Raw genomic sequence first — 23,330 nt, forward strand, 5'->3', positions numbered from 1 at the left:
AAAGGACCGATGTCATGGTCGCCATTCCCATGTCCTCCGCCGTGCCGCCGGAGATCGCCGTGGCCGCGGTGCCCGACGACGACCGGGTCTGGGTGCCGCAGGCGCCGAACGTGTGGTTCCGGCCGCTGATGTTCAACACCGTGACCGGGCAGTGGTGCAACCTGCTCAAGGTGACCGCCGCCGGGATCGTCTCGCGGCACCGCCACCCGGGGGTCGTCTTCGGCTACGTGCTCAAGGGCAAGTGGCAGTACCACGAGCACGACTGGGTCGCCGAGGCCGGCCACTTCGTCTACGAGCCCCCCGGCGAGATCCACACCCTGGAGGTGCCCCCGGACTGCCCCGAGATGGTCACGTTCTTCAACATCACGGGCGCCATGGCCTACGTCGACGAGCACGGTGAGCAGATCGGCTACGAGGACACGTTCACCAAGATCGACATGTGCCGGGCCCACTACGCGCGGAACGGCCTCGGCGCCGACTACGCCGACCAGTTCGTCCGCTGACGGCACCCCAGGGGCCTCAACAACCGATCTGCACCATTTAACTATCGGTGCGCCGCATGTAAGGTTCTCGACGATCTCGGTTTGGGAGGACGTGCCATGGACCTCAACAGCGCGCATCACTACCGCATCGACTGGATCGCGAGCTTCGTGGCGGTGGCCCGCCACGGCAGCTTCTCCGCCGCCGCCCGGACCCTCTACCGCTCCCAGCCCCGTGTCAGCAGCCATGTCGCCGCCCTGGAGCGGCTGGTCGGCCGGCGTCTTGTGGACCGTTCCGTTCAGCCGGCCATCCTCACCCCCGAGGGCCGCGGGCTGCTGCCGCACGCCGAGGAGATCATCCGCCGGCTCGACCTGCTCGCCGAGACGGCGGCGGGGAGCGTCTGCGGGACGGTGCGGCTGGGCTGCTACCCCAGCGTCGCGGCGTACCTGTACCCCCGGGCGGTGCGGGCGCTGCGGGAGACCCATCCGCAGGTCCGCCTGGTGCTGCACGAGGGCACCAGCCTGGACATCGGCGAGCGGCTCGCCGACGGCGGCGTCGACCTGGCCGCGCGCCCGCTGCACCCGCTGGTCAACTCCGACCGGGTGACCAGCGAGGTGCTGTGGCGCGAGCCGCTCGTCGCCGTGTTCCGCGCCGACCACCCGCTGGCCCGCGAGCCGGAGGTGACGCTGGCGCAGGCCGCCAGGCTGCCGGTGATCAGCATCGGGGAGATCGACGACGGCCACTCCCAGCAGTACGAGACCAACCTCGCGTTCGCCAACCACGGGCTGCACCCGGTGATCAGCGAACGCACCAACCAGCCGCAGACGCTGATCTCCCTGGTCCGCCACGGCCTGGGCGTCGGCATCACGAACGCGCTCGCCATGACCACCGCCAACACCGACGGCGTCTGCCTGGTCCCGCTCGCCGGCGCGGGCTTCGAGCGCGTCGTCGCCCTCTGGCGGCGGCAGGGCGAGGGCGGGTCGCCCGCCGTGGAGGCGGTGCGGGACTGCCTGTGCCGGCTCGCCCCGCCCGCGTGGCCGTGGACGGCGTCCGCCGAGCGCCGGACGGGCGCGGCCAGGGGCCCGGCGGGCACCCGCGCCGGGCGGCCGGGCGCCGCCCCGCCCTCGCTGCCGGCCGCCGTATAGCGGCCGGCATCCATTTGTCGAATACCTGCATTCGAGCCTCAGCCTTAACCGCTCCGACAATCCGCTCCTACAGTTTCCAGTAGCCGCACCACCGGGCCGTCACGCCTGACCAATTTCGCTCCCGGAATGCGGCGCGCTACAGGGAACGCTTTTGCAGAGAACGGAGCCCGCCATGACCACGACGCTTTCCGCCGATATCATCACCGCATTCCGTGCCATCGCGACCGCGTCGGTGGCCGACGCGGTGGAACTGGGCGGGCGCCGCGGCTTCCTGTCCGGCAGCGTCCGGCAGATGCTCCCCGGCGCGGGCCGGCTCGTCGGCCCGGCGGCGACGGTGCTGGAGGTGCCCTCGCCCGAGCCGGCCCCGCCGGAGCACGCGCTGCGGGCCATCGACGAGTCGGAGCCGGGCAGCGTCATCTGCATCGCCGCCGGCGGCGCCGACGTCGCCGTGTGGGGCGGGCTGATGGCGGCGGGGGCGGTGGCCAACCGGGTGGCCGGCGCGGTGCTCGACGCCGGCGTCCGCGACGTCGAGGAGATCCGCCGCGACTACCCGGACTTCCCCATCTACGCGCGCGGCAGCGTGCCCGCGACCACGGTGGGCCGCTACCGCACGGTGTCCCTGAACGAACCGGTGGAGATGGGCGGGGTGGCGGTGCGTCCCGGCGACCTCATCGTCGCCGACGCCGACGGGGTGGTGTGCGTGCCCGCCGAGCGCGCCGCCTCGGTCCTGGAGGCGGCGCTGGAGATCGAGCGGCGGGAGCGGGAGCAGACCGCGCTGATCCTGGAGTCGGGCTCGCTGCGCGGCGGCATCGAGAAGCACGGCCGGATCTGAGCGTGGACATCCTCGCGGTGGGCGAGCCGCTCCTGGAGTTCAACACCAGGATCGACGGCGCCCGGCCGATCCAAGACGACGACGCGTTCACCGTCGGTTACGGCGGTGACACCTCCAACTTCGCCGTGGCCGCGGCCCGCTCGGGCGCCCGCGCCGGCTATGTCACCCGGATCGGCGACGACGATTTCGGCGCGGCACTCGTGCGCATGTGGGAGCGGGAGGGGGTCGGCACCGACCACGTCGTGCGCGAGGCGGGCGGGCGGACCGGCATCTACTTCGTCTCCCGCACGGAGGCGGAGAGCAGGTTCGTCTACTACCGCGCGGACTCCCCGGCCAGCCGGCTCGCGCCCCAGGACATCCCGGTGGACGCCGTGAGCCGGGCGCGCCTGGTGCACCTCAGCGGGATCACCCAGGCGATCAGCCCGTCGGCCTGCGACGCGGGCTTCCACGCCATGGAGCTGGCGCGGCGGGCCGGCGCGCTGGTCAGCTACGACCCGAACCTGCGGCCCGCGCTCTGGCCGGCGGAGCGCGCCCGCGCGGTGATCATGCGCGCCGTCGAGCTGTGCGACATCGCGCTGCCGAACCTCACCGAGGGCCGGGCCCTCACCGGGGCGGACGACCCGCGGGACGTGCTGGCGGCCTTCGTGCGGCGGGGGCCGTCCATCGTGGTGCTGAAGATGGGGGCCGAGGGCGCGCTGGTGGCCCACGAGGGCACGGTCACCCGGATCGACCCGCACCCCGTGCGGCAGGTCGATCCCACCGGGGCCGGCGACACCTTCGACGGCGCGTTCGCGGCCCGGCTGCTGGACGGCGAGCCGGTGCCCGAGGCCGCCCGCTACGCGGCGGTGGCGGCGGCGCTCACCACGACCGGCCCGGGCGCGGTCACCCCCATCCCCCGCCGCGGCACCGTGGACGCCGCGCTCGCCGGGGGCCACCGACCCGTCCAACCGTCCAGACCGATCAGGAGATGAGTCATGTTGCGCGTGAAACGCCACCTCGCCGTGGTGGCCTGCTCGGGCATCGTGTCGTTGCTCGCGGGGTGCTCCGGCGGGTCCACCGTCGATGACGACGCGGGCGGCGGCGGCGCGGACGCCCCGACCAAGGTCTCCGCGGGATATGTCTCGGCGATCGACCAGCTCGGCCTGCCGGCCGGGGTCGAGGCCGGCTACTTCGACGACCAGAACCTCAACGTGAAGCTCGCCGACCCGTTCCCGACCGGCGTGGACGCGCTCAACGCGCTCCAGGCCGGCCAGGTGGACTTCGTGCAGGTCGGCACGCCGGCCATCGCCGCCGCCCAGAAGGGCCTCGACCTGGTGCTGGTCGGCAACTACACCGGCGCCGCCAGCAGGCTCAGCATCGACGACACCATGGCCGTGGTGGCGAGCGCGAAGTCCGGCGTGGACGGCGGGAACCTCACGACGCTGCGGGGCAAGCGCATCGGCGTCTCCGAGGGCTCCATCAACCACCTGTACCTGTTGGGGCTGCTGGAGAAGACGGGGCTCAAGGCGGGCGACGTCAAGATCGTGAACACCGAGCCGCCGGACATGGCGGTGGCGCTCAGGTCGGGCGGCATCGACGTCGCCATCGTCTGGGACCCGTTCCCGATCACCATCGCGCGGCAGGTGGACGGCGCGAAGGAGGTCCTGCGCGGCGGCGGGCACATCCCGTTCGTCGGCTACATCGTCACCACCCCCAAGTACGCGCAGGAGCACCCCGACGTCGTCAGCCGCTTCCTCACCGCCCGGGCGACCACCGACCAGTGGATGCGCCAGAACCCGGACAAGGCGGCCGACGCCGCGACCCGGTGGCTGCCCGGCACCAAGAAGGAGGTGGCCGCCGAGGCGATGAAGCACAACGTCAAGCAGCTCGACCCGCGCTTCTCCGCCTGCAACTACCTCGCGCTCGACACCGTCGCCCGGCTGCTGGCCGCGCAGGGGAAGGTCAAGCCCGGCTTCGACGTCAACAAGCTCTTCCGTCCCGGCCCGATCCTCAAGGTGATGTCCGCGGACCCGAAGCTCTTCCAGGACCTGCCCGCGACGCCGGCGTCCGCGAAGATCCAGGACGGCTACACCTTCGAGCGGACGGCGGCCGAGAAGGCGTGCCCGTCGTGACGGCGCCGACCGCGCGCCGCCGCGCCCTCCTGACCGCGCGGCGGCGCGGCCTCCTCTCCACCGCCACGGGCGCGCTGTGGTTCTTCGGGCCGCTGGCGGCGCTGGTGGCGGCGTGGGCCGTCGCGGTGCGGGTGTCGGGCGTGGAGATGCGCGTCTTCCCCCAGGTCACCGACGTGCTCGGAGCGCTGGGCGACCTGTGGTCGAGCGGGGACCTCTTCCGGCACCTGGGCGCCAGCCTGCGGCGGGCGGGCCTGGGGATGGCGCTGGCGCTGGTCACCGGGCTGCCGTTCGGCGTCGCGCTGGGGGCGAGCCGCGTGCTGTCCGCGTTCTTCCTGCCGCTGCTGCGGTTCTCGGTGGCGCTCGCCGGCATCGCCTGGATCCCGATCGCGACGCTGTGGTTCGGCTACGGCGACCGTGCCGTGATCTTCATCGTGTGGAACGCGATGTTCTTCGCGCTGACCTACAACGCGATGCTCGGCGTCCGGCAGATCCCCGTCGAGGTGCTGCGGGCCGCCCGCAGCATGGGCACCGGACGCCTGCGGATGTTCTGGGAGGTCCTGCTGCCCGGCGCCCTGCCCAGCATCGTCACCGGCCTGCGGGTCGGGCTCGGCTACGGATGGCGCGGCCTGGTGGCGGCCGAGATCATCGCGACCAACGCGGGCCTCGGATACGCCCTGTTCCAGGCGCAGAAGTACTTCCAGACCGACGTGATCATCGCGTCGATGGTGATCATCGGTGTGCTGTGGCTGCTGATGGACCGGCTCCTGCTGGCGCCGCTGGAGCGGCGCACGGTCGAGCGCTGGGGGATGACGGGAGCGGGGGACCGATGACCTCGACCACCTTTTCCACCGACGAGAAGCGCGCGGGCCGCGGATCGGGCCGGCGCCGGGGCGCGCGCCGCGGCCTGGCGTGGCGGCTGTGGCACCGGTGCCTGCGCAGCGGCGCCTTCCGCACGCTGGGGCCCTTCGTGCCGGTCGTCGCCCTGTGGTGGCTGCTGGCCGCGCTGGAGGTGTTCCCCGAGTCCTTCTTCGCCGGGCCGCCCGCCGTGGTGGACAAGTTCGGCGAGCTGATGGAGAAGGGCATCCTGCCCGGCTACCTCACGGACTCGCTCACCCGGCTGTGCTACGGCGTCGGCTTCGGCCTGCTCATCGGGCTCCCGCTGGGCTTCGCCGTGGCGATGAGCCGCGTGCTGCGCCGCGCCTGCTGGCCGATCCTGCTGTTCTTCCAGGCCGTCGCGGACATCGCGTGGCTGCCGATCGTCATCGTCTGGTTCGGCTTCAGCCTCACCACGGTGACGTTCGTCATCGTCTACACGATCGTCTTCCCGCTGATGCTCAGCGTCGTCGCCGGGGTGGAGCAGGTGCCGCGCGAGCTCGTCCGGGCGGCGCGCAGCCTGGGCGCCGGCCGCCTGCGGGTGTTCCTGGAGGTGATCGTGCCCGGGGCGCTGCCGTCGGTGGCCGGCGGTATCCGCACCGGGCTCGGGTACGGCTGGCGGGCGCTGGTGGCCGCCGAGATCATCGTCGGCACCAGCGGCGTCGGCTTCATGATGTTCGACGCCCGCCGCGTCGGCGACGTCAGCCAGGTGTTCCTGGGCATGGCGGTGCTCGGCACGCTCTGGTACGCGCTCGACGCTCTGATTCTGGCCCCGTTCGAGCGGGCGACCGTCGAACGCTGGGGAATGGTTCGCGCGATGGAGGCGGATGGATGACCGCGCTGAAGATCGACCGACTGCGGAAGGTCTACACCGACACCTACAGCGGTGAGGAGGTCACGGCCATCGACGACGTCTCCTTCTCGGTGAGGAAGGGCGAGTTCGTCTCCGTGCTCGGCCCCAGCGGCTGCGGCAAGACCACCGTGCTCAACATCGTCGCGGGCTTCGTGCGGCAGTCCGGCGGGACGGTCGTCGTCGACGGCCGCCCCGTCGACGGGCCGGGGCCCGACCGCGGGGTGGTGTTCCAGAGCCACGCGCTCTTCCCGTGGAAGACGGTGCTGGGCAACGTGGTCTTCGGGCTGCGCATGCGCAAGGTGCCGCGGGCCGAGCGCAACGCCAGGGGCGAGGAGTTCCTCAAGCTCGTCGGCCTCGAAGGCTTCGCGCACCGGTACCCGCACGAGCTGTCCGGCGGCATGCAGCAGCGGCTCGGCGTGGCCCGGGTGCTGGCCAACGAGCCGGCCGTGATGCTCATGGACGAGCCGTTCGCCAGCATCGACGCGCAGACGCGCCGCAGGCTCCAGGAGGACCTGACGGGCATCTTCGAGACCCGCCGCCCGACGGTCTTCTTCGTCACCCACGACGTCGACGAGGCGGTGTTCCTCTCCGACCGGATCGTGGTGCTGTCCCGGCGGCCCAGCCGGGTGCGCGAGATCGTGGACGTGGCGCTGCCCAGGCCGCGCCGCTGGCAGGAGGCGGCGGAGCTCCCCGAGTTCCGCCGCATCGCGAACCGGGTCAACGAGCTGCTGGGGGACGACGAGGACGCGGGGGCCGGCGCGGGCGCGGGAGACGGCGGCGCGCGCGGCGGGGAAGCGGGGGGCGAGCCCGATGCCGCCTAGGACGTCGCTGCCGCGCCGGGCCGCCAAGAGCCCGGCACTCCGCAAGATCGCCGTGGTCCTCGCGCTCGTGCTCGCCTACCAGCTGTGGCTGGTCGTCCAGGCCCAGGGCAAGGTCGGTCCGGGTGTCGGCGCGCAGCGCGACGCCCGCGGCCGCTTCGCGGTGGACGTGGAACTCGGCTTCGCGCCGGAGCGCTTCCACATCCTGCGCCTGCAGAAGCACGGCCGCATCGCGGGCACCGACGGCCATGTCGTGCACCTGCGGGGCGTGGCGCCGGCGGGGGTGGACGCGCTGGCCCGCGAGTACTGGATCCGGCACATCGAGGTACCGAGGCGAGGATCCTGACCCGACCGCCGCACGGCCGCCCCTCCCCCGTCCGACCAGCGGCCGCGCCGGGCGGCGGCCATGCCCTGAGCACATGGTGCGCACGCCCCCGGCCGCGGACCGCACGGCTATTCGGAATGCGGATCGGCCCCCATCCGAAACCACGACCGGGATTGTCCGCCACCAGGCACGGCGGTAGAGCAAAGGCATGCTCCGTACCGATCTGCGCCTCGAATGGCTCGTCTCGTTCCTCACCGTCGTCGATGCCGGAAGCTTCAGCGCCGCGGCGGAGGTCCTCCACCGCTCCCAGCCCCGCGTGAGCATGCACGTGGCCGCCCTGGAACGGGAGGCGGGCGTCTCGCTGTTCGACCGCGACCGCCGGCCCGTGTCGCTGACCGACGCGGGCGTGGTGCTCGCCGACCACGCCCGGTCGATACTGCGGCAGCTCGCCGGCGCGGAGGCCGCCATGGCCGGCTACCGCGGCGCGGCCCGCGGGGTGGTGACGCTCGGCAGCTATCCGAGCGCCAGCGCGGCGTTCGTGTCGCACCTGCTGGAGCGGATGGCGCGGACCCGTCCCGCGATCAAGGTGGTGCTGGTGGAGCGATCCACCCTGGAGCTCGACGGGGCACTGGCGGCGGGCGAGGTGGACATCTGCCTGCGGCCCATGGCGCCGCCGGCCGGGCCGTCGGTGGAGTGCCGGCCGCTGTGGCGGGAGGGACTGATCGTCGTGCACCGCCCGGACCACCCGCTGGCCGGCCTGCCCGAGCCGCTGCCGGTGGCCGAGGTCGCCAAGTACCCGGTGATCACCATCGGCCGGCTCGGCTCGCCGAAGGAGACGGGCTTCGAGCCCTACCGCGCCTTCCACGACCACGGCCTCGAACCGAACGCCGTCCAGGCGACGAACCAGCCGCAGACTCTCGTCTCCCTGGTCCGCAGCGGCCTCGGCGTCGGCGTCATCAACTTCCTGGCGGTCGCCACCGCCAACACGAGCGGCGTGGTGGCCCGCCGCCTCGACGTCCCCTGCGGCCGCCGCGTCGCGGTCTTCTGGAGCACGACCAGCCCGCTGACGCCGCAGGCCCGCACGCTGCTCCGCGAGATCGAGGTGTCGGACATCCCGGTCGGGACCACGAGGCTGACCGCGCCGGTGCGGCAGCCGCAGCCCGCCGGGTGACCTCCCGGCGGCACCGGTCCCTGAACCTCCGGTGTTCGAGGACGCATTCGATGTGCCATTACGGCTACTGGAAAACGCAATTCTTGACGGCTGCCACGCCGGCGATCGCCGTTCACGGGAACTGCCCGCGTTTCCCCCGGCACGCCAGGTGTCGGGCGGGCGGCCGCCATCCGAATAACGAATACTTCCATGCGAACGGCGAGCTTAACGCCCGCCCCCGCCCGCTTTACCGTGTGACGCACCACGAACCACGAGTCGCCTGAGGTGGCCGGATGCGAACTGAAGGAATATCACGGCGGACGATGCTCGGGCGCGGCGCGGCCGTCGGCGGCGCGCTCACTCTGGGACCGCTGCTGGGCGGCGAGGCGGTGGCGGCCGCGGACGCCGGCCTGGCCGCACCCGCCCTCGGGAAGGGCCCGAAGACCGGCTACGAGGCGATCGGCGTGCGCCCGCTGATCAACGGCCGCGGCACCTACACCGTCCTCAGCGGATCGCTGATGCTGCCCCAGGTGCGCGACGCGATCGACAGGGCGTCGCGCAAGTACGTCCAGCTGGACGAGCTCGCGGACGCCATCGGCAAGCGGCTCGCGGAGCTGACCAAGGCCGAGTTCGGGATGGTCAGCTCCGGCGCCTCGGCGGCGCTGGGGCACGCGAGCGCGGCGTGCGTGGCGGGCGGCAACCCCGACCTCCACGTGCGGCTGCCGGACCTGACCGGTTTCAAGAAGACCGAAGCGATCATCCCGAAGCACTCCCGGAACGTGTACGAGGCGGCCGTCAGCGCCACCGGACTCAAGATCGTCGAGGTGGACACCCGCGCGGAGCTCAAGGCGGCGCTCGGTCCCCAGACCGCGCTCGTCTACGTCTTCGCGATGCCCCGCGTCGACAAGCACGAGCTCAACACCGAGACGATCGCCGAGCTCGCCCACGCCGCGGGCGTGCCGGTGCTGGTCGACGCGGCGGCGGAGATCCTCACCATCCCGAACGTCCACCTGGCGCGGGGCGCCGACCTCGTCGCCTACAGCGGCGGCAAGTGCCTGCGCGGACCGCAGTCCGCCGGGCTCCTGCTCGGCCGCAAGGACCTGGTGAAGGCCGCCTGGATGCACAGCGCGCCCCACCACGGCTGGGCCCGCGGGTTCAAGGTGGGCAAGGAAGAGGCGATGGGGATGCTCGCCGCCGTGGAGATGTGGGTGCAGCGCGACCACAAGGCGGAGTACGCGACCTGGACCTCGTGGCTGAGGGACATCGCCCGCCGGGTCTCGGTGGTCCGCGGCCTGACCACCAAGATCGTCCAGCCGGAGGGGCTCTCCAACCGGACCCCGAGCCTCACCATCCTGTGGAACGCCGAGAAACTCGGCGTCAAGGGCCAGACGATCGTGGACGCCCTGTGGAACGGTGAGCCGCGCATCGCCATCAACGCCGCGGGCGGCAGCGACCCTGCCCAGTCCGGCGTGTCCATCACCCCGTACATGCTGGAGCGCGGTGACGCGAAGACGATCGCCACCGAGCTCGTCAAGCTGCTCCGCGACCCGCCGCCCGCGCCCGAGCCGCCCAAGCCGCCCACCGTCAACGCGAGCGGCACCTGGGCGCTGGACATCAGGTTCACGGCCAGCAGGTCCACCGCGCACGAGCTGAAGCTGACCCAGGACGGCGCGAAGATCACCGGCACCCACACCGGCGAGTTCGTGAGCCGGCCGGTGACCGGCACCGTCAGCGGCGACGAGGTGACCGTGCGCAGCCACTACGGCGAGGAGCACGGGGACGCCCTCGACTTCGCCTTCAAGGGCAGGCTCAGGGGCAACGGCATCAGCGGCGAACTCGACATGGGCGAATACCTGAAGGCGTCCTGGACCGCCACCCGCAAGTCCTGACGGCGGCGCCCCCGGCGCCCCGTCCCCCGCACGTCAACGCACCGAACCCTGTCTCACCCGCACCCCCTGGAGGAACCGTGTCCTCGAACCGACGGGACTTCATCCGCAAGGCCCCGGCAGTGGCGGCCGTCGCCGCGGTACCGGTCGTGGCGGGCGCCGACCCCGCGTCCGCCGACACCGGACGCGGGCACCGGCCCCGCAAGGAGGTCCACTACCCGGGCGGCCAGCAGCCGCCGAAGAACCCGCTGTTCAGCCCGATCGTCACCTACGGCGACATGGTCTACATCTCCGGCATCGGCGCGCACTTCGAGGGCGACATCCGCGCGCACACCAACCACGTGCTCAACGAGGTCAAGCGCTACCTGGAGTCCGTCGGCTCCTCCATGGAGAAGGTGCTGAAGGTCAACGTCTACCTCAACTCGCTGGACGACTACGCGGGCATGAACGAGGTCTTCCTGGGACGCTGGGGCCGCGCGCCCGGCGTGCGCACCACGATCGCCGCCGCCGGGGGCATCCCCGGCGACTCGCTCGTGGAGATCGACTGCATCGCCGTCAGATGAGTGCCGCCCTCAGCTGAGATTGGAGTCCGGATGCACGCGAGAGACCGATTCCGCCGGCGGATCATCCCGGCCACCGTCACCCTGACCCTCGGCGCCGCCCTCGGCGCCCTGGCCCCGGGCGGTGCGCCGTCCGCCGCCGAAGCCTATGACCTGGTCATCCAGCGCGGCCATGTCATCGACCCGAAGAACAACGTCGACGCCACCCGCGACGTCGCCATCAAGGACGGGAAGATCGCCAAGGTCGCGAAGCGGATCGACACCGCGGCCGCGAAGAAGACCGTCGACGCGTCCGGGGAGTACGTCACCCCGGGCCTCATCGACATGCACGCCCACATGTTCGCCGGCCCGGAGAGCGAGTACCGGAACGGCTGGGCGGGCCTGGCCCCCGACGGCTTCACCTTCCGCTCCGGCGTCACCACCGCGGTGGACGCGGGCTCGTCGGGCGCGAAGAGCTTCGACCTGTTCAAGAAGAACGTCATCGACCGCTCCCAGACCCGCGTCCTCGCCTTCATCAACATCGTCGGCGAGGGCATGGGCGGCGCGAAGTACGAGCAGAACCTCAAGGACATGGACCCGGGTCTGGCCGCGGCGAAGGCCAAGGAACACCCGGAGACGATCGTCGGCATCAAGACGGCGCACTACGAGGGGCCGGAGTGGACGCCGGTCGAGAACTCGGTCAAGGCGGGCACCGAGGCGAACATCCCGGTGATGGTCGACTTCGGCGCCAACCGCCCGGAGCGTCCGCTGAAGACGCTGCTCACCGAGAAGCTCCGCCCCGGCGACATCTACTCGCACGCCTACTCCGGGCTCCGCGGCGAGCTGGGCCCGGACGGCAGGCTCAACCCGGGCATGAAGAAGGGCCGCGAGCGCGGCGTGCTGTTCGACGTGGGCCACGGCGGCGGCAGCTTCGCGTGGGACGTCGCCGTCCCGGCGCTGAAGGAGGGCTTCACCCCCGACACGATCTCCACCGACCTGCACATCACCAGCATGAACGGCGGCATGAAGGACGAGTCCAACGTCATGTCGAAGTTCCTGGCGGTGGGCCTGCCGCTGAAGGACGTCGTCAACGCCTCGACCTGGGCGCCCGCGAAGGCGATCAAGCGTCCCGACCTGGGCAACCTCTCGGTGGGCGCGCCGGCCGACCTCGCGGTGTTCACGCTGGAGAAGGGCAGGTTCGGGTTCGTGGACAGCTTCGGCTACCGGATCGACGGCAGGCGGAAGCTGTCCACAGAGCTGACGGTCCGCGCCGGGAAGGTCGTCTGGGACCTGAACGGCCAGGCCGCCCAGAAGTGGACGCCGGACCCGGGCCGGCTGCCGGGCCCGGAGGACGGGCACTGACCTGAGCGGGCGAGGGGCGGGGTGCCGGGCGCAGAGCCCGGGGCCCCGCCCCTCGCCCGTACGTGACCACCGGCAGGGCTCAACCTGACCCCGCCGTTCCGCGACCCCGGGGCGCGCGCTCCAGTTCGTCGAGGTGCAGCGCGAGGGCGGACCGCATGCGGTGCGGGGTGTACACGTCGGGACGCGTGGCCGCGTGCACGGCCAGCCCGTCGACCAGGGCGTGCAACCGGTCGGTCTCGCGTTCGAGGCCGTGGTCCGACTCGTCGGGGAGGAGCCTGCGCACGAGTTCGCGGCAGCCGTCGCGCAGGCGGTCATGAGCCTGCTCCCGGACGGCGCGAAGCCCGGGGTCCACCAGCGCGCGGGCGGTGAAGGCCAGCCAGACCTGGTTCTCGGCGGCGCGCTCGGCGTCCATCGGCAGGAGTTCGGCCAGGACCCGCTCCGCCCGCAGGCGCGGATCGGCCTCCTCGGGCAGCGCCGCGATCCGCCGGTCGATCCGCTCGATGATCGTCCGCAGCGTGAAGTCCAGCAGCTCGGACTGCGCGGCGAAGTAGTGCCGCAGCGAGCCCATCGAGAGGCCGGCCTCGCGGGCGACCTCGCGCACCGACGCGCGGTCGAGCCCGTCCCGCCGGACGACCCGCCACACCGCCTCCGCGACCTCGCGCCGCCGTTCCACCGGATCCACCATCTTCGGCATGGGTTCTTTTTAGCACAGTCGTGCTATCGTCAAGGTAGTAGCACGCTCGTACTACAACCCTGGGAGACGCCATGACCACCCACCTGGCCCATGCCGCGCCCGCCTCGGCGGACCGCCCGACCCGCCCTCCGCGGCGAGGCCGCCGGGCACGGCGGGTCGCCGCCATGGGCGTCGGAGGCGTTCTCCTGCTCGCCGGATCGGCCTCACTGGCGGCCGCGGGCCTCCAGGCGCGCTCGGGCGGCTATTTCGGCACCCCCGAATACCACTTCGCCACCGACACGGCCGCGCTGAAGACCGACGAGATCGACGTGGGCTCGGACGGCGCTCGACCGGCCGACCCCGACCCCGACGTCGGCGAGCTGGCCCGGGTACGGATCGTGGTGCGGCCGCAGGACCCGGGCGTTCCCCTGTTCGTCGGCATCGGCCCCAAGGCCGAGGTCGAGAAGTACCTCCGGAACGTGGCGCACGACGAGTTCGCCTCCGCGCGCCTGGACCCGTTCAAGGCCGACTTCCGCCGGAGCCCGGGCGCCGCCACGGCACCCGACCCGGCCGCCCAGCCGTTCTGGGTCGCCACGTCGACGGGCCGGGGGACCCGAACGCTGAACTGGAACAAGACCCATGGCGCATGGTCGGTCGTCCTCCTGCGCCGCGACGGCCGACCGGGGGTGGAGGCCGACGCCTCGATCGGCCTGCGCTTCGGGTTCCTCCTCCCCGCCGGACTCGGCCTGCTGGTCGCCGGGACGGCGACGATCGGCCACCTGATCATCACGCGCGGGCGGCCCCGCGCGGGACGCCCCTGACCGGGCCGCAGCCGTCGGGCCGGGCCGACACGGCCGCGCCCTCAGGATCCGAGGACCTCCGCCACGGGTCGCCGCGGGTCGTGGACGGCCCAGCCCGGATCACCGGTCCGGGCGAACGCGACCCAGGCGGCGTGCGTCCGGGCCGCGAGGCCGCCCGGGGCGGGGTCGGGGCCGAGCAGTCCCGCGTCACCGTGCAGCCACGGCTCCTCGGCGACGCCGAAGACGAACGGCAACTCGACGGTGTGGGCGGCGCCGAGCCGTCCGTCCAGAGCCGTCGAGCGATACGCGAACGAGTAGACGTGTGTGCTGCCGCGCGAGACACGCGCGTGGGCTTGCGCCATGCGGGCCGTACCTGCGCCGAACAGGGCGTCCCCGAGCACCGCGGAGCGCAGCTCGCCCGGCGTCGCGTCCGGCAGTGCCGCGCGGTGCTCGGCGATCGCGGCGCCCGGGTCCGCGTACACCCTGGCGGCGAGGGCGCGCACGTCCGCGTTCGTGGACGACTCCAGGTCGCCTCGCGGGACGAGGTAGAGGCGCCCCTCCTCGGTGTTGGTGCCGATCAGCAGGTCGGCGTCGCGGCCGGGGCCGTCCGCGAGGCCGTCGGCGGGCTGGACGGCGAGGACGAGGCCGAACGGGCTGAGCCCGGCCAGCGGGTCGGTGGCGGTGCCGGTGCGCAGGTCGAGCCCGGCCAGCGCGGGCAGGATCCCCAGGAAGCGCTCGTCCGGGATCGCGGCGAAGGCGTCGGCGGCCGGTGCGACGCCCAGCGCGGCGGCCGCCGCCGCGGTGACCCGCCGCGCCTGCTCCGGGGTGAAGGCGCCGGTGCCGCTGCCGCTCTGCACGATCGCCCGCCGGAACAGGCCCGCGGCCTCCGGCGTCGCGAGCAGCGCTCCGACGAGCGTGGCGCCCGCGGACTGGCCGAAGACCGTGACGTTGCCCGGGTCTCCCCCGAACGCCGCGATGCCGGCGCGGACCCAGCCGAGCGCGGCGACCACGTCGAGCAGCCCGCGGTTGGCCGGGGCGCCCTCCAGGTCGAGGAAGCCGGGGACGCCGAGGCGGTAGTTCACCCTCACCAGCACGATGCCGTCGCGGGCGAACGCGCCGCCGTCGTAGAGCGCGGCGCGGGTCGAGCCGGTGACGAATCCGCCGCCGTGCACGAAGACCATGACGGGCCGCCTGCCGTGGTCGGCGGCCGGGGTGCGGACGTCGACGGTCAGGTACTCCTCGCCCCGGACCCAGCCCGGCCCGAAGTAGGGGGCCATGTCGAGCCCGCCGAAGTCGCGGACCGGCTGGGGGGCCGTGGGCGAGGGCCGCCTGCCGTCGCGGACGCCGGACCAGCCCGGGTGCGGCGCGGGCGCGGTGAACCGGCCGGCGCCGACCGGTGCCGCCGCGTAGGGGATGGCACGGTAGAGCTCGCCGGAGTCGTCGCGGACGCCGCGCACGGCGCCCGCCGGGGTCTCGACGACCGGGTCTGCGTACTGGGTCATGGGAAAACGCGTCCTTTCCGGAAATCTCAGGACATGCGGGAGAAGGCCGCCCACTGCTTGATCGCGAACTTCGAGCCGTCGCGCTCGACCTCCACGGCGCCCCGGCCCGCGAGGTGCGCGGGGAAGACGAGCGCGTTGTCCTCGGCGGCACGGCCGAGCAGCCTGTGCCGGGTGCTCCGCGACTCGGCCGGGTCCTCGCAGAAGCACGAGTTGGTCTCCGGCTCCACGATCTGCAGCGCGGTGTGCACGAGGTCGCCGACGAACAGGGCCCGGTCGCCGCCGGACTCCAGGGCGAGCACGGACGAGCCGGGGGTGTGCCCGGGAGCGGGTTCGAGCCGCAGGTTCGCGTCGATCCGGTACGACCCCTCCCACAGGTGCGCCAGCCCCGCGCGATGGACGGGCGCGACGCTGTCCTCGAACACGTTCTGGTTCCCGCGTCCGAGCACGGACCCGTTGCCGTTGGCCGGGTCCCAGAACTCGAAGTCCCGCCGCGTCATCAGGTAGGTCGCGTTCGGGAAGGTCGGCACCCAGTCGCGGCCGTCGAGCCGGGTGTTCCAGCCGACGTGGTCGATGTGCAGATGCGTGTTGACCACGATGTCGACGTCCTCGGGCCGCACCCCGGCCGCGGCGAGGTTGTCAAGGTAGGCCGTGTCCCGGCGGCTCCACACCGGCGCGTAGGGCCGGTCCTTGTGGTTGCCCACCCCGGTGTCGACGAGGATCGTGCGCCCCTCGCTGCGCAGCAGCCAGGTCTGGATCGCCGAACGGCACTCGTCCGTCTCCGGGTTCCAGAAATCGGGCGCCAGCCAGCCGCGGTGCTCCTCCCACGAGCCGCCGGGGCTGCCCGGGAAGAACTGGCCGGGGGTCATCTCGACCGAGCCGTAGAACTCCTTGACGCGGGTGACGCCGACGCCGCCCAGAGTGATCTGCTCGGGGTCCTGGTCCATGCGGTCCGTCCTCGGTTCGGGGCAGGTGACTGAATGGGACCGACCCTGGACGCGCGGACCCGCACGCACCACTCCCGCGTTGTCGTACCCCTCGCAGGGTGTGGCTGGGACCGGACCGTGCGCCGGATACTGGGGGCATGGACGGACCCGGCCCCCTCGGCGACTTCCTGCAGGCACGACGGGCCCTGCTGCGACCGGCGGACGTCGGCCTGCGCGACCTCGGCCCCCGCAGGCGGGTGGCCGGTCTCCGGCGCGAGGAACTGGCCCAGCTGGCGGGCGTCAGCGTCTCGTACTACACGCGGCTGGAGCAGGGGCTGTCGCGAGGGGCCTCGGCCGAGGTGCTCGACGCGATCGCCCGCGCCCTGATGCTCGACGACCACGAACGCGACCATCTCAACCGGCTCGCGGAGACCTCCCGCCACTCCCCCCGTGCGCGCCGTCCGCGTCCCGAGAGGCTCGCCGACGAGACCCGGGACCTCCTGCGGGCCGTGGACGGCGTCCCCGCGCTGGTGCTCGGGCGGCGCACGGACGTGCTGGCGTGGAACACCCTCGGCCACGCGCTCCTCGCCGGCCACCTGGACTTCCGCGGCCCGGACGGCCCGGCGGGGCGGCCGAACATGAGCCGGATGCTGTTCCTGGACCCGCACTGCCGGGCGCTGTACGCCGACTGGGAGCGCAAGGCTCGCGCGGTGGTCGGCAACCTGCGGATCACCGCGGGCAGACACCCGCAGGACCCGCTGCTCGCGGAACTGATCGGCGAACTGACGATGAAGAGCCCCGAGTTCGGCGCGCTCTGGAGCGACCACCGCGTGGGCCCCTGCGACGCCGCGTCCTACGAACTGCGCCATCCCGTCGTCGGCCCGGTGACGCTGACGCAGCAGACACTGTCGATCGCCCGCTCGCCGGACCAGGTGCTGATCGTGTGCACGACCCCCGCCGGATCGCCGTCCGAGGAGGCGCTCGTGCCGCTCCGGGACTTCCACGACCATTCGACCGGCCTGAGCCTCGAAGACGCGGTTCGATAGGACCCCGCCGCGCTTCTGCTCGACGGGAGGCCATGCGGGCCGTCCAGGTGACGGACTACGGCTCGACTTCGTCTCTTTCCGGACCCGGGCCCGAACGGGCATCCCGAGTGTTCCGCCTTCCCTCAAGAACGGCCACGAACAGCGTGGCGCAGGTGCCCGCCAACGCACTGGCCCAGACGAGCTCGCTCTTTATCGTGCGACCTGCCATGGAGATCCGCCGGGACGCGGGGGCCGACTTCTCGGTGACGACGACCGGGAAGAGGAACTTCCTACTCGCCGCCACCGGCTCGTCGGACCCGCCGCCCAGCGGCGTCATCGTCAATACCATCAGATACCGCCCCTTCTGGTGGGGCGTCACGGTCCAATACCATTCGGCGTAGGAGTTCTCGTCTTCGGTGGACTCGATGCTCGATCCGTGGGCCTTGACGACGAGCGTGGGGCTGTCGGCGGTGAGTTCGGCCTTCGTTCTTCTTCCCAGGGGGACCTCCCCGGCCCGTCGGGGTGCCGCGCTCGACCCGGGGTAGCCGGTCGGCCCGGCCCAAGCGGGCGGGCACCTGGAGCCGGAGGAGAGGCACAGGTAGGCGCGCACCAACGACGGCACCGCCACGGTCTGGTCCTCATCGAGGAGAACGGTGACGGCAGGGTCGAACCGCTTGCGGCCTTTCGTCGGTCTCGGCCGAGGAGGTGTCGAGTCACCGCGGGGCCCTGTGCGCGGAAGTCCCGAGCCCCCCGTTTCCCCCGAGCTCCCTGTTTTCCCGGAGTCCCCCGGTTCCTTGGAGGGCACGGGCTCGGTGGGCGCGGACGAGGCGGGTGCGCTGGGTCCGGGGCCATCCGGCGGACCAGGACCCGCAGGCTGGCGCACCTGCCCGGGCGCGGTCAAGGATTCCTGTGAACCAATAGGCCCGTATCGGTGCACGACGACGGTGCTCGGCGCGGCTTTGGGAGCCGCCTGACGGCGGTCCCAGAAAGATCCAAGGATAAAGGTGCCCGCGGCAAAGAGGAAGAAGGCGAGCACCAACCTCGGAAAGCGCATTCGAGAACCAGGACGACTCCCCACGGGTCCAGTATTGCCGCGAAACAAGATCGGTCGTGGATCGCGGCTCCTCATCCGTTGACCGGCACCGGCCAGCCGCAGATCATAAAGAGCGATCTTCAACAAAGAGAGCCGGGGCAGGTCCCCTTTGCGAACGCGGGCAGGCGAAGAAATCTCATATAAGGGAAATGACGTCCCGTCGTGGTGGCACGGCTTCGCGGCTGCCCGCCCGACCGGGGCCGGTCCTGGCGCAGCGGCTCCCGCCCGCGCCGCCCTCACCGCCCCTGGGGCCGAGCCCTCCCGGGCCCGGCCCGCGGGGTTCGGTGGGGCCTTCGCGTGCGGCGACGCGGCGGCGTCCGGAGCATCCCGGCTAGTATCTGGGGACCGTTCCAAAATTCCCGCGCCAGGAAGGTCCCGTGACCAGCGACCACACCTCCGCCGCAGGCCGGCCCGAGCGCGCCGACGTGCGCCGCAACCGCGCGCGGCTCCTCGCCGCGGCGCGGGAGACCTTCCCGCGCGACGGGGCCGACGCCTCACTGGAGGGCATCGCGCGGCTGGCCGGCGTCGGGATCGGCACGCTCTACCGCCACTTCCCCACCCGCCGGGACCTGCTGGAGGCCCTGACCGCCGACGTCTACGACGGTCTCGCCGCGCAGGCCCGCGCCCTCCAGTCCGCGCCCGAGCCGGCCGAGGCGTTCATGACCTGGCTGCGCGCGTTCATCGCGCGGGTGACCGGGTTCCGCGGCATGGCGGCCGCCGTCCTGGTCACGCTGCGCGACGAGCGGTCGGTGCCGTCGAAGGCGTGCCAGGCGATGCGGGCCGAGGCCGAGGAGCTGTTCGCCCGCGCGCAGAAGGCGGGGGCGATCCCGGTGGGCACCGAGTTCGGCGACGTCCTGACGCTGGCCAACGCGATCGCGATGGCCACCGAGGAGGACCCCGGCAGCGCCGACCGCCTGCTCACCCTCGCCGCCTCGGGCATCCGGCAGGACTGAGCCCGGGGCCTCACCTCGGGACGGTGATCGCGGCGGCGACCAGGCCGTCCGCAGTGGCCCAGCGGCCGGTGAACCCGTCGAAGGGCGGGTCCGGGGCGAGGATCGCGGCGGTGAACGTCCCGTCCGGGGCGAGCACGAGGCTGGCGTCCTCGAAGCCCAGCCAGCGGCGCGCCACCGGGAACCACGCCTTGTAGACGGCCTCCTTGGCGCAGAACAGCAGCCGGTCCCAGTGGACGTCCGGGGACGCGCGGCGCAGCTCCTCCAGCAGCGGGACCTCCTCCTCGCGGGCGATCGCGTCGAGCACGCCCTCGGGCAGCGGACCGTGCGGCTCGGCGTCGATGCCGAGTGCGCGGACGTCGCCCGCGCGGGCGACGGCGGCGGCGCGGTAGCCGTCGCAGTGCGTCATGCTGCCGACGACGCCGTCCGGCCAGCGGGGCGCGCCCCTCTCCCCTCGGGGGATCGGAACGGGCGCGAACCCGAGGTCGCCGAGCGCCCGGCGGGCGCACCAGCGGACCGTGGTGAACTCGCGGCGGCGCTTGTCGACGGCCCGCGCCACCTCGGGCTCCTCCTCGGGGAACAGCACGGCGCCGGGCGGGTCGTGGTAGGCGGTGGACGTGGCGACGCCCGGCGGCACGATCCGCTCGATCACGAGCCCTCCTCCTCCAGCAGGACGGGCCGCAGCCCCTGCGGCGCCTCCCCGCGCTTGCGCCACTCGCGCGGGTAGCCGACGGACACCTCCACGTGGGGGACGCCCTCGCTCCAGATCGTCCGGGGGATGTGCAGGTGGCCGTACACGACGGAGACCGCGCCGAAGCGGACGTGCCAGTCGGCGGTGCGCTCGCTGCCGCACCACTGGGCGAACTCGGGGTACCACAGGACGCGGGTGGGCTCGCGGATCAGCGGCCAGTGGTTGACGAGGACCGTCCGGGTGCCCGGCGGCAGCTCCGCCAGGCGGCGCTCGCTGTAGGCGATCCGCGCGTCGCACCAGGCGTCGCGCGTGGGGTAGGGGTCGGGGTGCAGGTAGACCTCGTCGGTGCACACGATGCCCGCCTCGTGCGCGAGCTTCAGCGCCTCCTCCTTGGTGTCCGCGCCGTCCGGCCGGAACGTGTAGTCGTACAGGACGAACAGCGGCGCGATCGTCAGCGGGCCGCCCTCGCCCTCCCACACCGGATACGGGTCCTCGGGGGTGTGCACGCCGAGCCCGCGGCACATCTCGACGAGCCGCCGGTAGCGGGCCTCGCCGCGCAGCGCCACCGGGTCGTCCCTGGTCGTCCACAGCTCGTGGTTGCCGGGCACCCAGAGCACCTCGGCGAAGCGCCCCGCGAGGGTGCGCAGCGTCCACTCGACGTCGGCGAAGCGCTCCCCGACGTCCCCGGCCACGATCAGCCAGTCGCCGTCCGCAACCGGCCGCAGCCCTTCGACGAACGCGCGGTTGTCGGGGAATCCCACGTGCAGGTCGCTGATGCCGTACAGACCGCTCATCCAATGATCGTAGGCGGCGGAGGCGCGGATCCGGCGCCCCTGAGGCCGCCGGGACCGGGGTCTGGACCCCCTGGCCGGACAAGGCCATCCGGGCGCGGGACCTGCGCCGCACCTCACGGCACCCGCCGCCGGGCCCGAGGTCATGTACCGGCCGACGCGAGGGTGAGACAATTCACGCCGGACCGGTCAGCGACGGGTGGTGGTTCGGTGGACGCGCCCGGGCCCGCATCCGACCCCGATCCCGACCGGGCGCCCCCGGGCGATGAGGACCTGCGCGCCCGGCTCGCGGCGGGCGACGAGGCCGCGCTGGGCGAGGTCTACGACGCGTACGCGACGCTGGTGCACGGGCTCGCGCGGCGCGTGACCGGCGACCACGAGGCCGCGCGCGACGTCACGCAGGAGGTGTTCGCCGGGCTGTGGGAGCGCCCGCTGGCGTTCGACCCCGAGCGCGGGACGCTGCGCGGCTGGCTGGCGACGCTCGCCCACCGCCGCGCGGTCGACTGGGTGCGGCGGGAGGTGCGGCGGAGCCGGCCTCCCGAGGAGGCGCCCGAGCCGCCGGACACGGCCGGCCCGGACGAGGCGGTCCTCGCCGGGGAGCTGGCCAGCGGGGTGAAGCGGTCGGTGAACGCGCTGCCCCCGCCGATGCGCGACGTCCTCGAACTCGCCTACTACCGGGGCATGACCTACCGGGAGGTGGCCGCCGCCCTCGGCATCCCCGAGGGGACGGCCAAGTCCCGCATCCGGGGCGCCCTCGCGCGCGTCGGCCGGCTGCTGGAACGCGAGGGCCTCATCCCGTGACGATTCCGCGCCGCCGCGCCTTGGACGCGCGCGGTGGGCGGAACGCCGGATCGATGACCCGATGTGGCCAGGCGGTCATCCAAGGGGCGCACGGGTTCGAACGAGGGTTATCAGCGGCACCGAAAAGGGGGCCGCCAGACTCGCGAGAAGGACTCAGCGATGTCATTACCGCATCATCTCAAGGCAGCCGCGCTGCTCACCGTGGGCGCGGCGCTCGCCGCCGGGGGCCTGTCCGGCCTCGGGTCCGGCGCCGCGACGGCGTCCAGCCACCGGGAGGCGCCGCTCATCTCCGGGCAGCCGCAGTACGACAACACCGACGTCTACGCGTTCGTCAGCCCGGACCGGCCCGACACCACGACGCTGGTGGCGAACTTCCTGCCGTTCGAGGAACCGGCGGGCGGGCCCAACTTCTACAAGTTCGCCCAGGACGCGCGGTACGAGATCAACGTCGACAACGACGGCGACTCGCTGCCCGAGTTCACCTACCGGTTCAGCTTCCGGGACTCCTACCGCAACCCCAACACGTTCCTCTACAACACCGGCCCGGTACGGAGCCTGGACGACCCGAACCTCAACTTCCGCCAGACCTACGACCTGACGCTGATCCAGCGCAAGGGCGGGAAGGTCACCGACACGCGCACGCTGGCGAACGACGTGCCGGTCGCGCCGTCCAACGTCGGGCGGGCGTCGATGCCCGACTACCGGACGCTGCGCCAGCAGGCGACCCGGGGGCTGCCGGACGGCGCGCGCGTGTTCGCCGGGCAGGCCGACGACCCGTTCTTCCTCGACCTGCGCGTCTTCGACCTGCTGTACGGCGCGAACCTGAAGGAGGTCGGCAATGACACGCTGCGCGGCTACGACGTCCAGTCGGTGGCACTGCAGATCCCGACGAAGGCGCTCGTCACACCGGGCCAGCCCATCGTCGGGGTGTACTCGGCGGTTCAGCGGCAGAACGCGGCCGGCGAGTGGACGCAGGTGTCACGACTGGGCAATCCACTGGTGAACGAGCTGGTCGTCCCGGTGAAGGACAAGGACAGGTTCAACGCGTCCGTGCCGTGGAACGACGCGCAGTTCGCGCAGTACGTCACGAACCCCGAGCTGGCGCGGCTGATCGAGGGCGTCTACAACATCCCGGCGCCGCCGACGCCGCGCAACGACCTCGTGCAGGTGTTCCTCACGGGGGTGCCGAAGCTCAACCAGCCGCCGAACGTCCGTCCGGCGGAGCTGATGCGGCTCAACACCTCGATCCCGCCCGCGGCGAGCCCCAAGCGGCTCGGCGTGCTGGACGGGGACGCCGCCGGGTATCCGAACGGGCGCCGGCTCACCGACGACACCGTCGACATCTCGCTCCAGGTCGTGGAGGGCGAGCTGCTCGGCCGCAAGACCGATCTCGGTGACCGGGTCGACGCCAACGACGTGCCGCTCGACAAGGCGTTCCCGTACGTGGCGCTGCCGACGTCCGGGTCCACCGTGCAGAAGGCGCCGCGGCAGGAGAGCGTGCGCAAGGCGTCCGCCGGCCTCGACGCCGCGCCCGCCGCGGGCACCGAGCACACCGGCGGCGACGGCGCGCCGATCGTCCCGGTCCTCGCGCTCGGCGTCGGTGCGGCGTTCCTGGTCGGGGGCGGCACGCTGTGGTTCCGGCGCCGCCGGGGCCCCGTCCTCTGACGCACCGGATCGCAAGGCCCGGCCGCTCCCCCGCACCGGCCG

General features: G+C 72.8%; 24 protein-coding genes. 18 read left to right on the top strand and 6 right to left on the bottom strand.

Going from position 1 to position 23,330, the window contains the following annotated elements; all coding sequences use genetic code 11:
- The first annotated feature begins 14 nt into the window (after positions 1-14).
- The 13 genes from KLI87_RS29560 (at position 15) to KLI87_RS29620 (ending at position 12,374) form a co-directional block, all read left to right on the top strand.
- On the top strand, positions 15-503 hold the full coding sequence (locus KLI87_RS29560) for a 2,4'-dihydroxyacetophenone dioxygenase family protein (protein WP_214619560.1): 489 nt from the start codon (positions 15-17) through the stop codon (positions 501-503).
- Positions 504-599: 96 nt separating this feature from the next.
- The gene (locus KLI87_RS29565) at positions 600-1,625 is read left to right on the top strand and encodes a LysR family transcriptional regulator (protein WP_156216323.1); all 1,026 of its coding nucleotides are present in this window, start codon (positions 600-602) and stop codon (positions 1,623-1,625) included.
- A gap of 172 nt (positions 1,626-1,797) precedes the next feature.
- A complete protein-coding gene (locus tag KLI87_RS29570) occupies positions 1,798-2,457 on the top strand; it encodes an RraA family protein (protein ID WP_214619561.1) in 660 nt (219 codons plus the stop codon).
- A gap of 2 nt (positions 2,458-2,459) precedes the next feature.
- A complete protein-coding gene (locus tag KLI87_RS29575; protein ID WP_214619562.1) occupies positions 2,460-3,428 on the top strand; it encodes a sugar kinase in 969 nt (322 codons plus the stop codon).
- 3 nt (positions 3,429-3,431) lie between these two features.
- On the top strand, positions 3,432-4,568 hold the full coding sequence (locus tag KLI87_RS29580) for an ABC transporter substrate-binding protein (protein WP_156216321.1): 1,137 nt from the start codon (positions 3,432-3,434) through the stop codon (positions 4,566-4,568).
- The gene (locus KLI87_RS29585; protein ID WP_308166290.1) at positions 4,556-5,398 is read left to right on the top strand and encodes an ABC transporter permease; all 843 of its coding nucleotides are present in this window, start codon (positions 4,556-4,558) and stop codon (positions 5,396-5,398) included. The genes KLI87_RS29580 and KLI87_RS29585 overlap by 13 nt, the downstream gene beginning before the upstream one ends.
- Positions 5,395-6,276 (top strand): ABC transporter permease, encoded by an 882-nt coding sequence (locus KLI87_RS29590; RefSeq protein ID WP_156216320.1) that lies wholly within the window; start codon positions 5,395-5,397, stop codon positions 6,274-6,276. The genes KLI87_RS29585 and KLI87_RS29590 overlap by 4 nt, the downstream gene beginning before the upstream one ends.
- Positions 6,273-7,115 carry an ABC transporter ATP-binding protein gene (locus tag KLI87_RS29595; RefSeq protein ID WP_214619563.1) on the top strand — a complete coding sequence of 281 codons (843 nt, stop codon included), beginning with the start codon at positions 6,273-6,275 and terminating at the stop codon, positions 7,113-7,115. Before KLI87_RS29590 ends, KLI87_RS29595 begins: the two co-directional genes overlap by 4 nt.
- Positions 7,105-7,458, top strand: a complete 354-nt coding sequence (locus KLI87_RS29600) for a hypothetical protein (RefSeq protein WP_156216318.1) — start codon at positions 7,105-7,107, stop codon at positions 7,456-7,458. Before KLI87_RS29595 ends, KLI87_RS29600 begins: the two co-directional genes overlap by 11 nt.
- A 187-nt stretch (positions 7,459-7,645) precedes the next feature.
- Positions 7,646-8,608, top strand: coding sequence for a LysR family transcriptional regulator (locus tag KLI87_RS29605; RefSeq protein ID WP_156216317.1), 963 nt, complete (start codon positions 7,646-7,648; stop codon positions 8,606-8,608).
- Positions 8,609-8,880: 272 nt separating this feature from the next.
- Positions 8,881-10,476, top strand: coding sequence for an aminotransferase class V-fold PLP-dependent enzyme (locus KLI87_RS29610; protein ID WP_214619564.1), 1,596 nt, complete (start codon positions 8,881-8,883; stop codon positions 10,474-10,476).
- A gap of 77 nt (positions 10,477-10,553) precedes the next feature.
- Positions 10,554-11,036, top strand: coding sequence for a RidA family protein (locus tag KLI87_RS40465; protein WP_214619565.1), 483 nt, complete (start codon positions 10,554-10,556; stop codon positions 11,034-11,036).
- A 30-nt stretch (positions 11,037-11,066) separates the two neighbouring features.
- The gene (locus KLI87_RS29620) at positions 11,067-12,374 is read left to right on the top strand and encodes an amidohydrolase/deacetylase family metallohydrolase (RefSeq protein ID WP_214619567.1); all 1,308 of its coding nucleotides are present in this window, start codon (positions 11,067-11,069) and stop codon (positions 12,372-12,374) included.
- 79 nt (positions 12,375-12,453) lie between these two features.
- Here the strand turns inward: KLI87_RS29620 and KLI87_RS29625 are convergent, their stop codons facing one another.
- Complete coding sequence (locus KLI87_RS29625; RefSeq protein WP_214619569.1) at positions 12,454-13,068, bottom strand: TetR/AcrR family transcriptional regulator; 615 nt, start codon at positions 13,066-13,068, stop codon at positions 12,454-12,456.
- Positions 13,069-13,139: 71 nt separating this feature from the next.
- Between KLI87_RS29625 and KLI87_RS29630 the strand changes: the two genes are divergently transcribed.
- Positions 13,140-13,868, top strand: coding sequence for a hypothetical protein (locus KLI87_RS29630; RefSeq protein ID WP_214619571.1), 729 nt, complete (start codon positions 13,140-13,142; stop codon positions 13,866-13,868).
- 41 nt (positions 13,869-13,909) lie between these two features.
- Here KLI87_RS29630 and KLI87_RS29635 read toward each other — a convergent pair whose 3' ends face one another.
- Entirely contained in the window at positions 13,910-15,349 is a 1,440-nt protein-coding gene (locus KLI87_RS29635) for a carboxylesterase/lipase family protein (protein WP_214619573.1), read from the bottom strand.
- Between the two features lie 26 nt (positions 15,350-15,375).
- Entirely contained in the window at positions 15,376-16,293 is a 918-nt protein-coding gene (locus KLI87_RS29640) for an MBL fold metallo-hydrolase (protein ID WP_156216312.1), read from the bottom strand.
- Between the two features lie 137 nt (positions 16,294-16,430).
- Between KLI87_RS29640 and KLI87_RS29645 the strand changes: the two genes are divergently transcribed.
- The gene (locus KLI87_RS29645) at positions 16,431-17,318 is read left to right on the top strand and encodes a helix-turn-helix transcriptional regulator (RefSeq protein ID WP_214619575.1); all 888 of its coding nucleotides are present in this window, start codon (positions 16,431-16,433) and stop codon (positions 17,316-17,318) included.
- A gap of 55 nt (positions 17,319-17,373) precedes the next feature.
- Here KLI87_RS29645 and KLI87_RS29650 read toward each other — a convergent pair whose 3' ends face one another.
- A complete protein-coding gene (locus tag KLI87_RS29650; RefSeq protein WP_156216310.1) occupies positions 17,374-17,925 on the bottom strand; it encodes a hypothetical protein in 552 nt (183 codons plus the stop codon).
- Positions 17,926-18,767: 842 nt separating this feature from the next.
- Between KLI87_RS29650 and KLI87_RS29655 the strand changes: the two genes are divergently transcribed.
- Entirely contained in the window at positions 18,768-19,343 is a 576-nt protein-coding gene (locus KLI87_RS29655) for a TetR/AcrR family transcriptional regulator (protein ID WP_214619576.1), read from the top strand.
- 10 nt (positions 19,344-19,353) lie between these two features.
- Here the strand turns inward: KLI87_RS29655 and KLI87_RS29660 are convergent, their stop codons facing one another.
- The gene (locus KLI87_RS29660; protein ID WP_214619577.1) at positions 19,354-19,992 is read right to left on the bottom strand and encodes a 4'-phosphopantetheinyl transferase superfamily protein; all 639 of its coding nucleotides are present in this window, start codon (positions 19,990-19,992) and stop codon (positions 19,354-19,356) included.
- Positions 19,989-20,825 carry a metallophosphoesterase gene (locus KLI87_RS29665; protein WP_156216308.1) on the bottom strand — a complete coding sequence of 279 codons (837 nt, stop codon included), beginning with the start codon at positions 20,823-20,825 and terminating at the stop codon, positions 19,989-19,991. The genes KLI87_RS29660 and KLI87_RS29665 overlap by 4 nt, the downstream gene beginning before the upstream one ends.
- 207 nt (positions 20,826-21,032) lie before the next feature.
- Between KLI87_RS29665 and KLI87_RS29670 the strand changes: the two genes are divergently transcribed.
- Both KLI87_RS29670 and KLI87_RS29675 read left to right on the top strand, forming a co-directional pair.
- On the top strand, positions 21,033-21,623 hold the full coding sequence (locus KLI87_RS29670; RefSeq protein ID WP_214619578.1) for an RNA polymerase sigma factor: 591 nt from the start codon (positions 21,033-21,035) through the stop codon (positions 21,621-21,623).
- Between the two features lie 159 nt (positions 21,624-21,782).
- Positions 21,783-23,288, top strand: a complete 1,506-nt coding sequence (locus tag KLI87_RS29675) for a DUF4331 domain-containing protein (protein WP_214619579.1) — start codon at positions 21,783-21,785, stop codon at positions 23,286-23,288.
- The last annotated feature ends 42 nt before the right edge of the window (positions 23,289-23,330 follow it).

Origin of the sequence: Actinomadura sp. NEAU-AAG7 (assembly GCF_018603865.1) — a bacterium.
Lineage (GTDB): Bacteria > Actinomycetota > Actinomycetes > Streptosporangiales > Streptosporangiaceae > Spirillospora > Spirillospora litoris.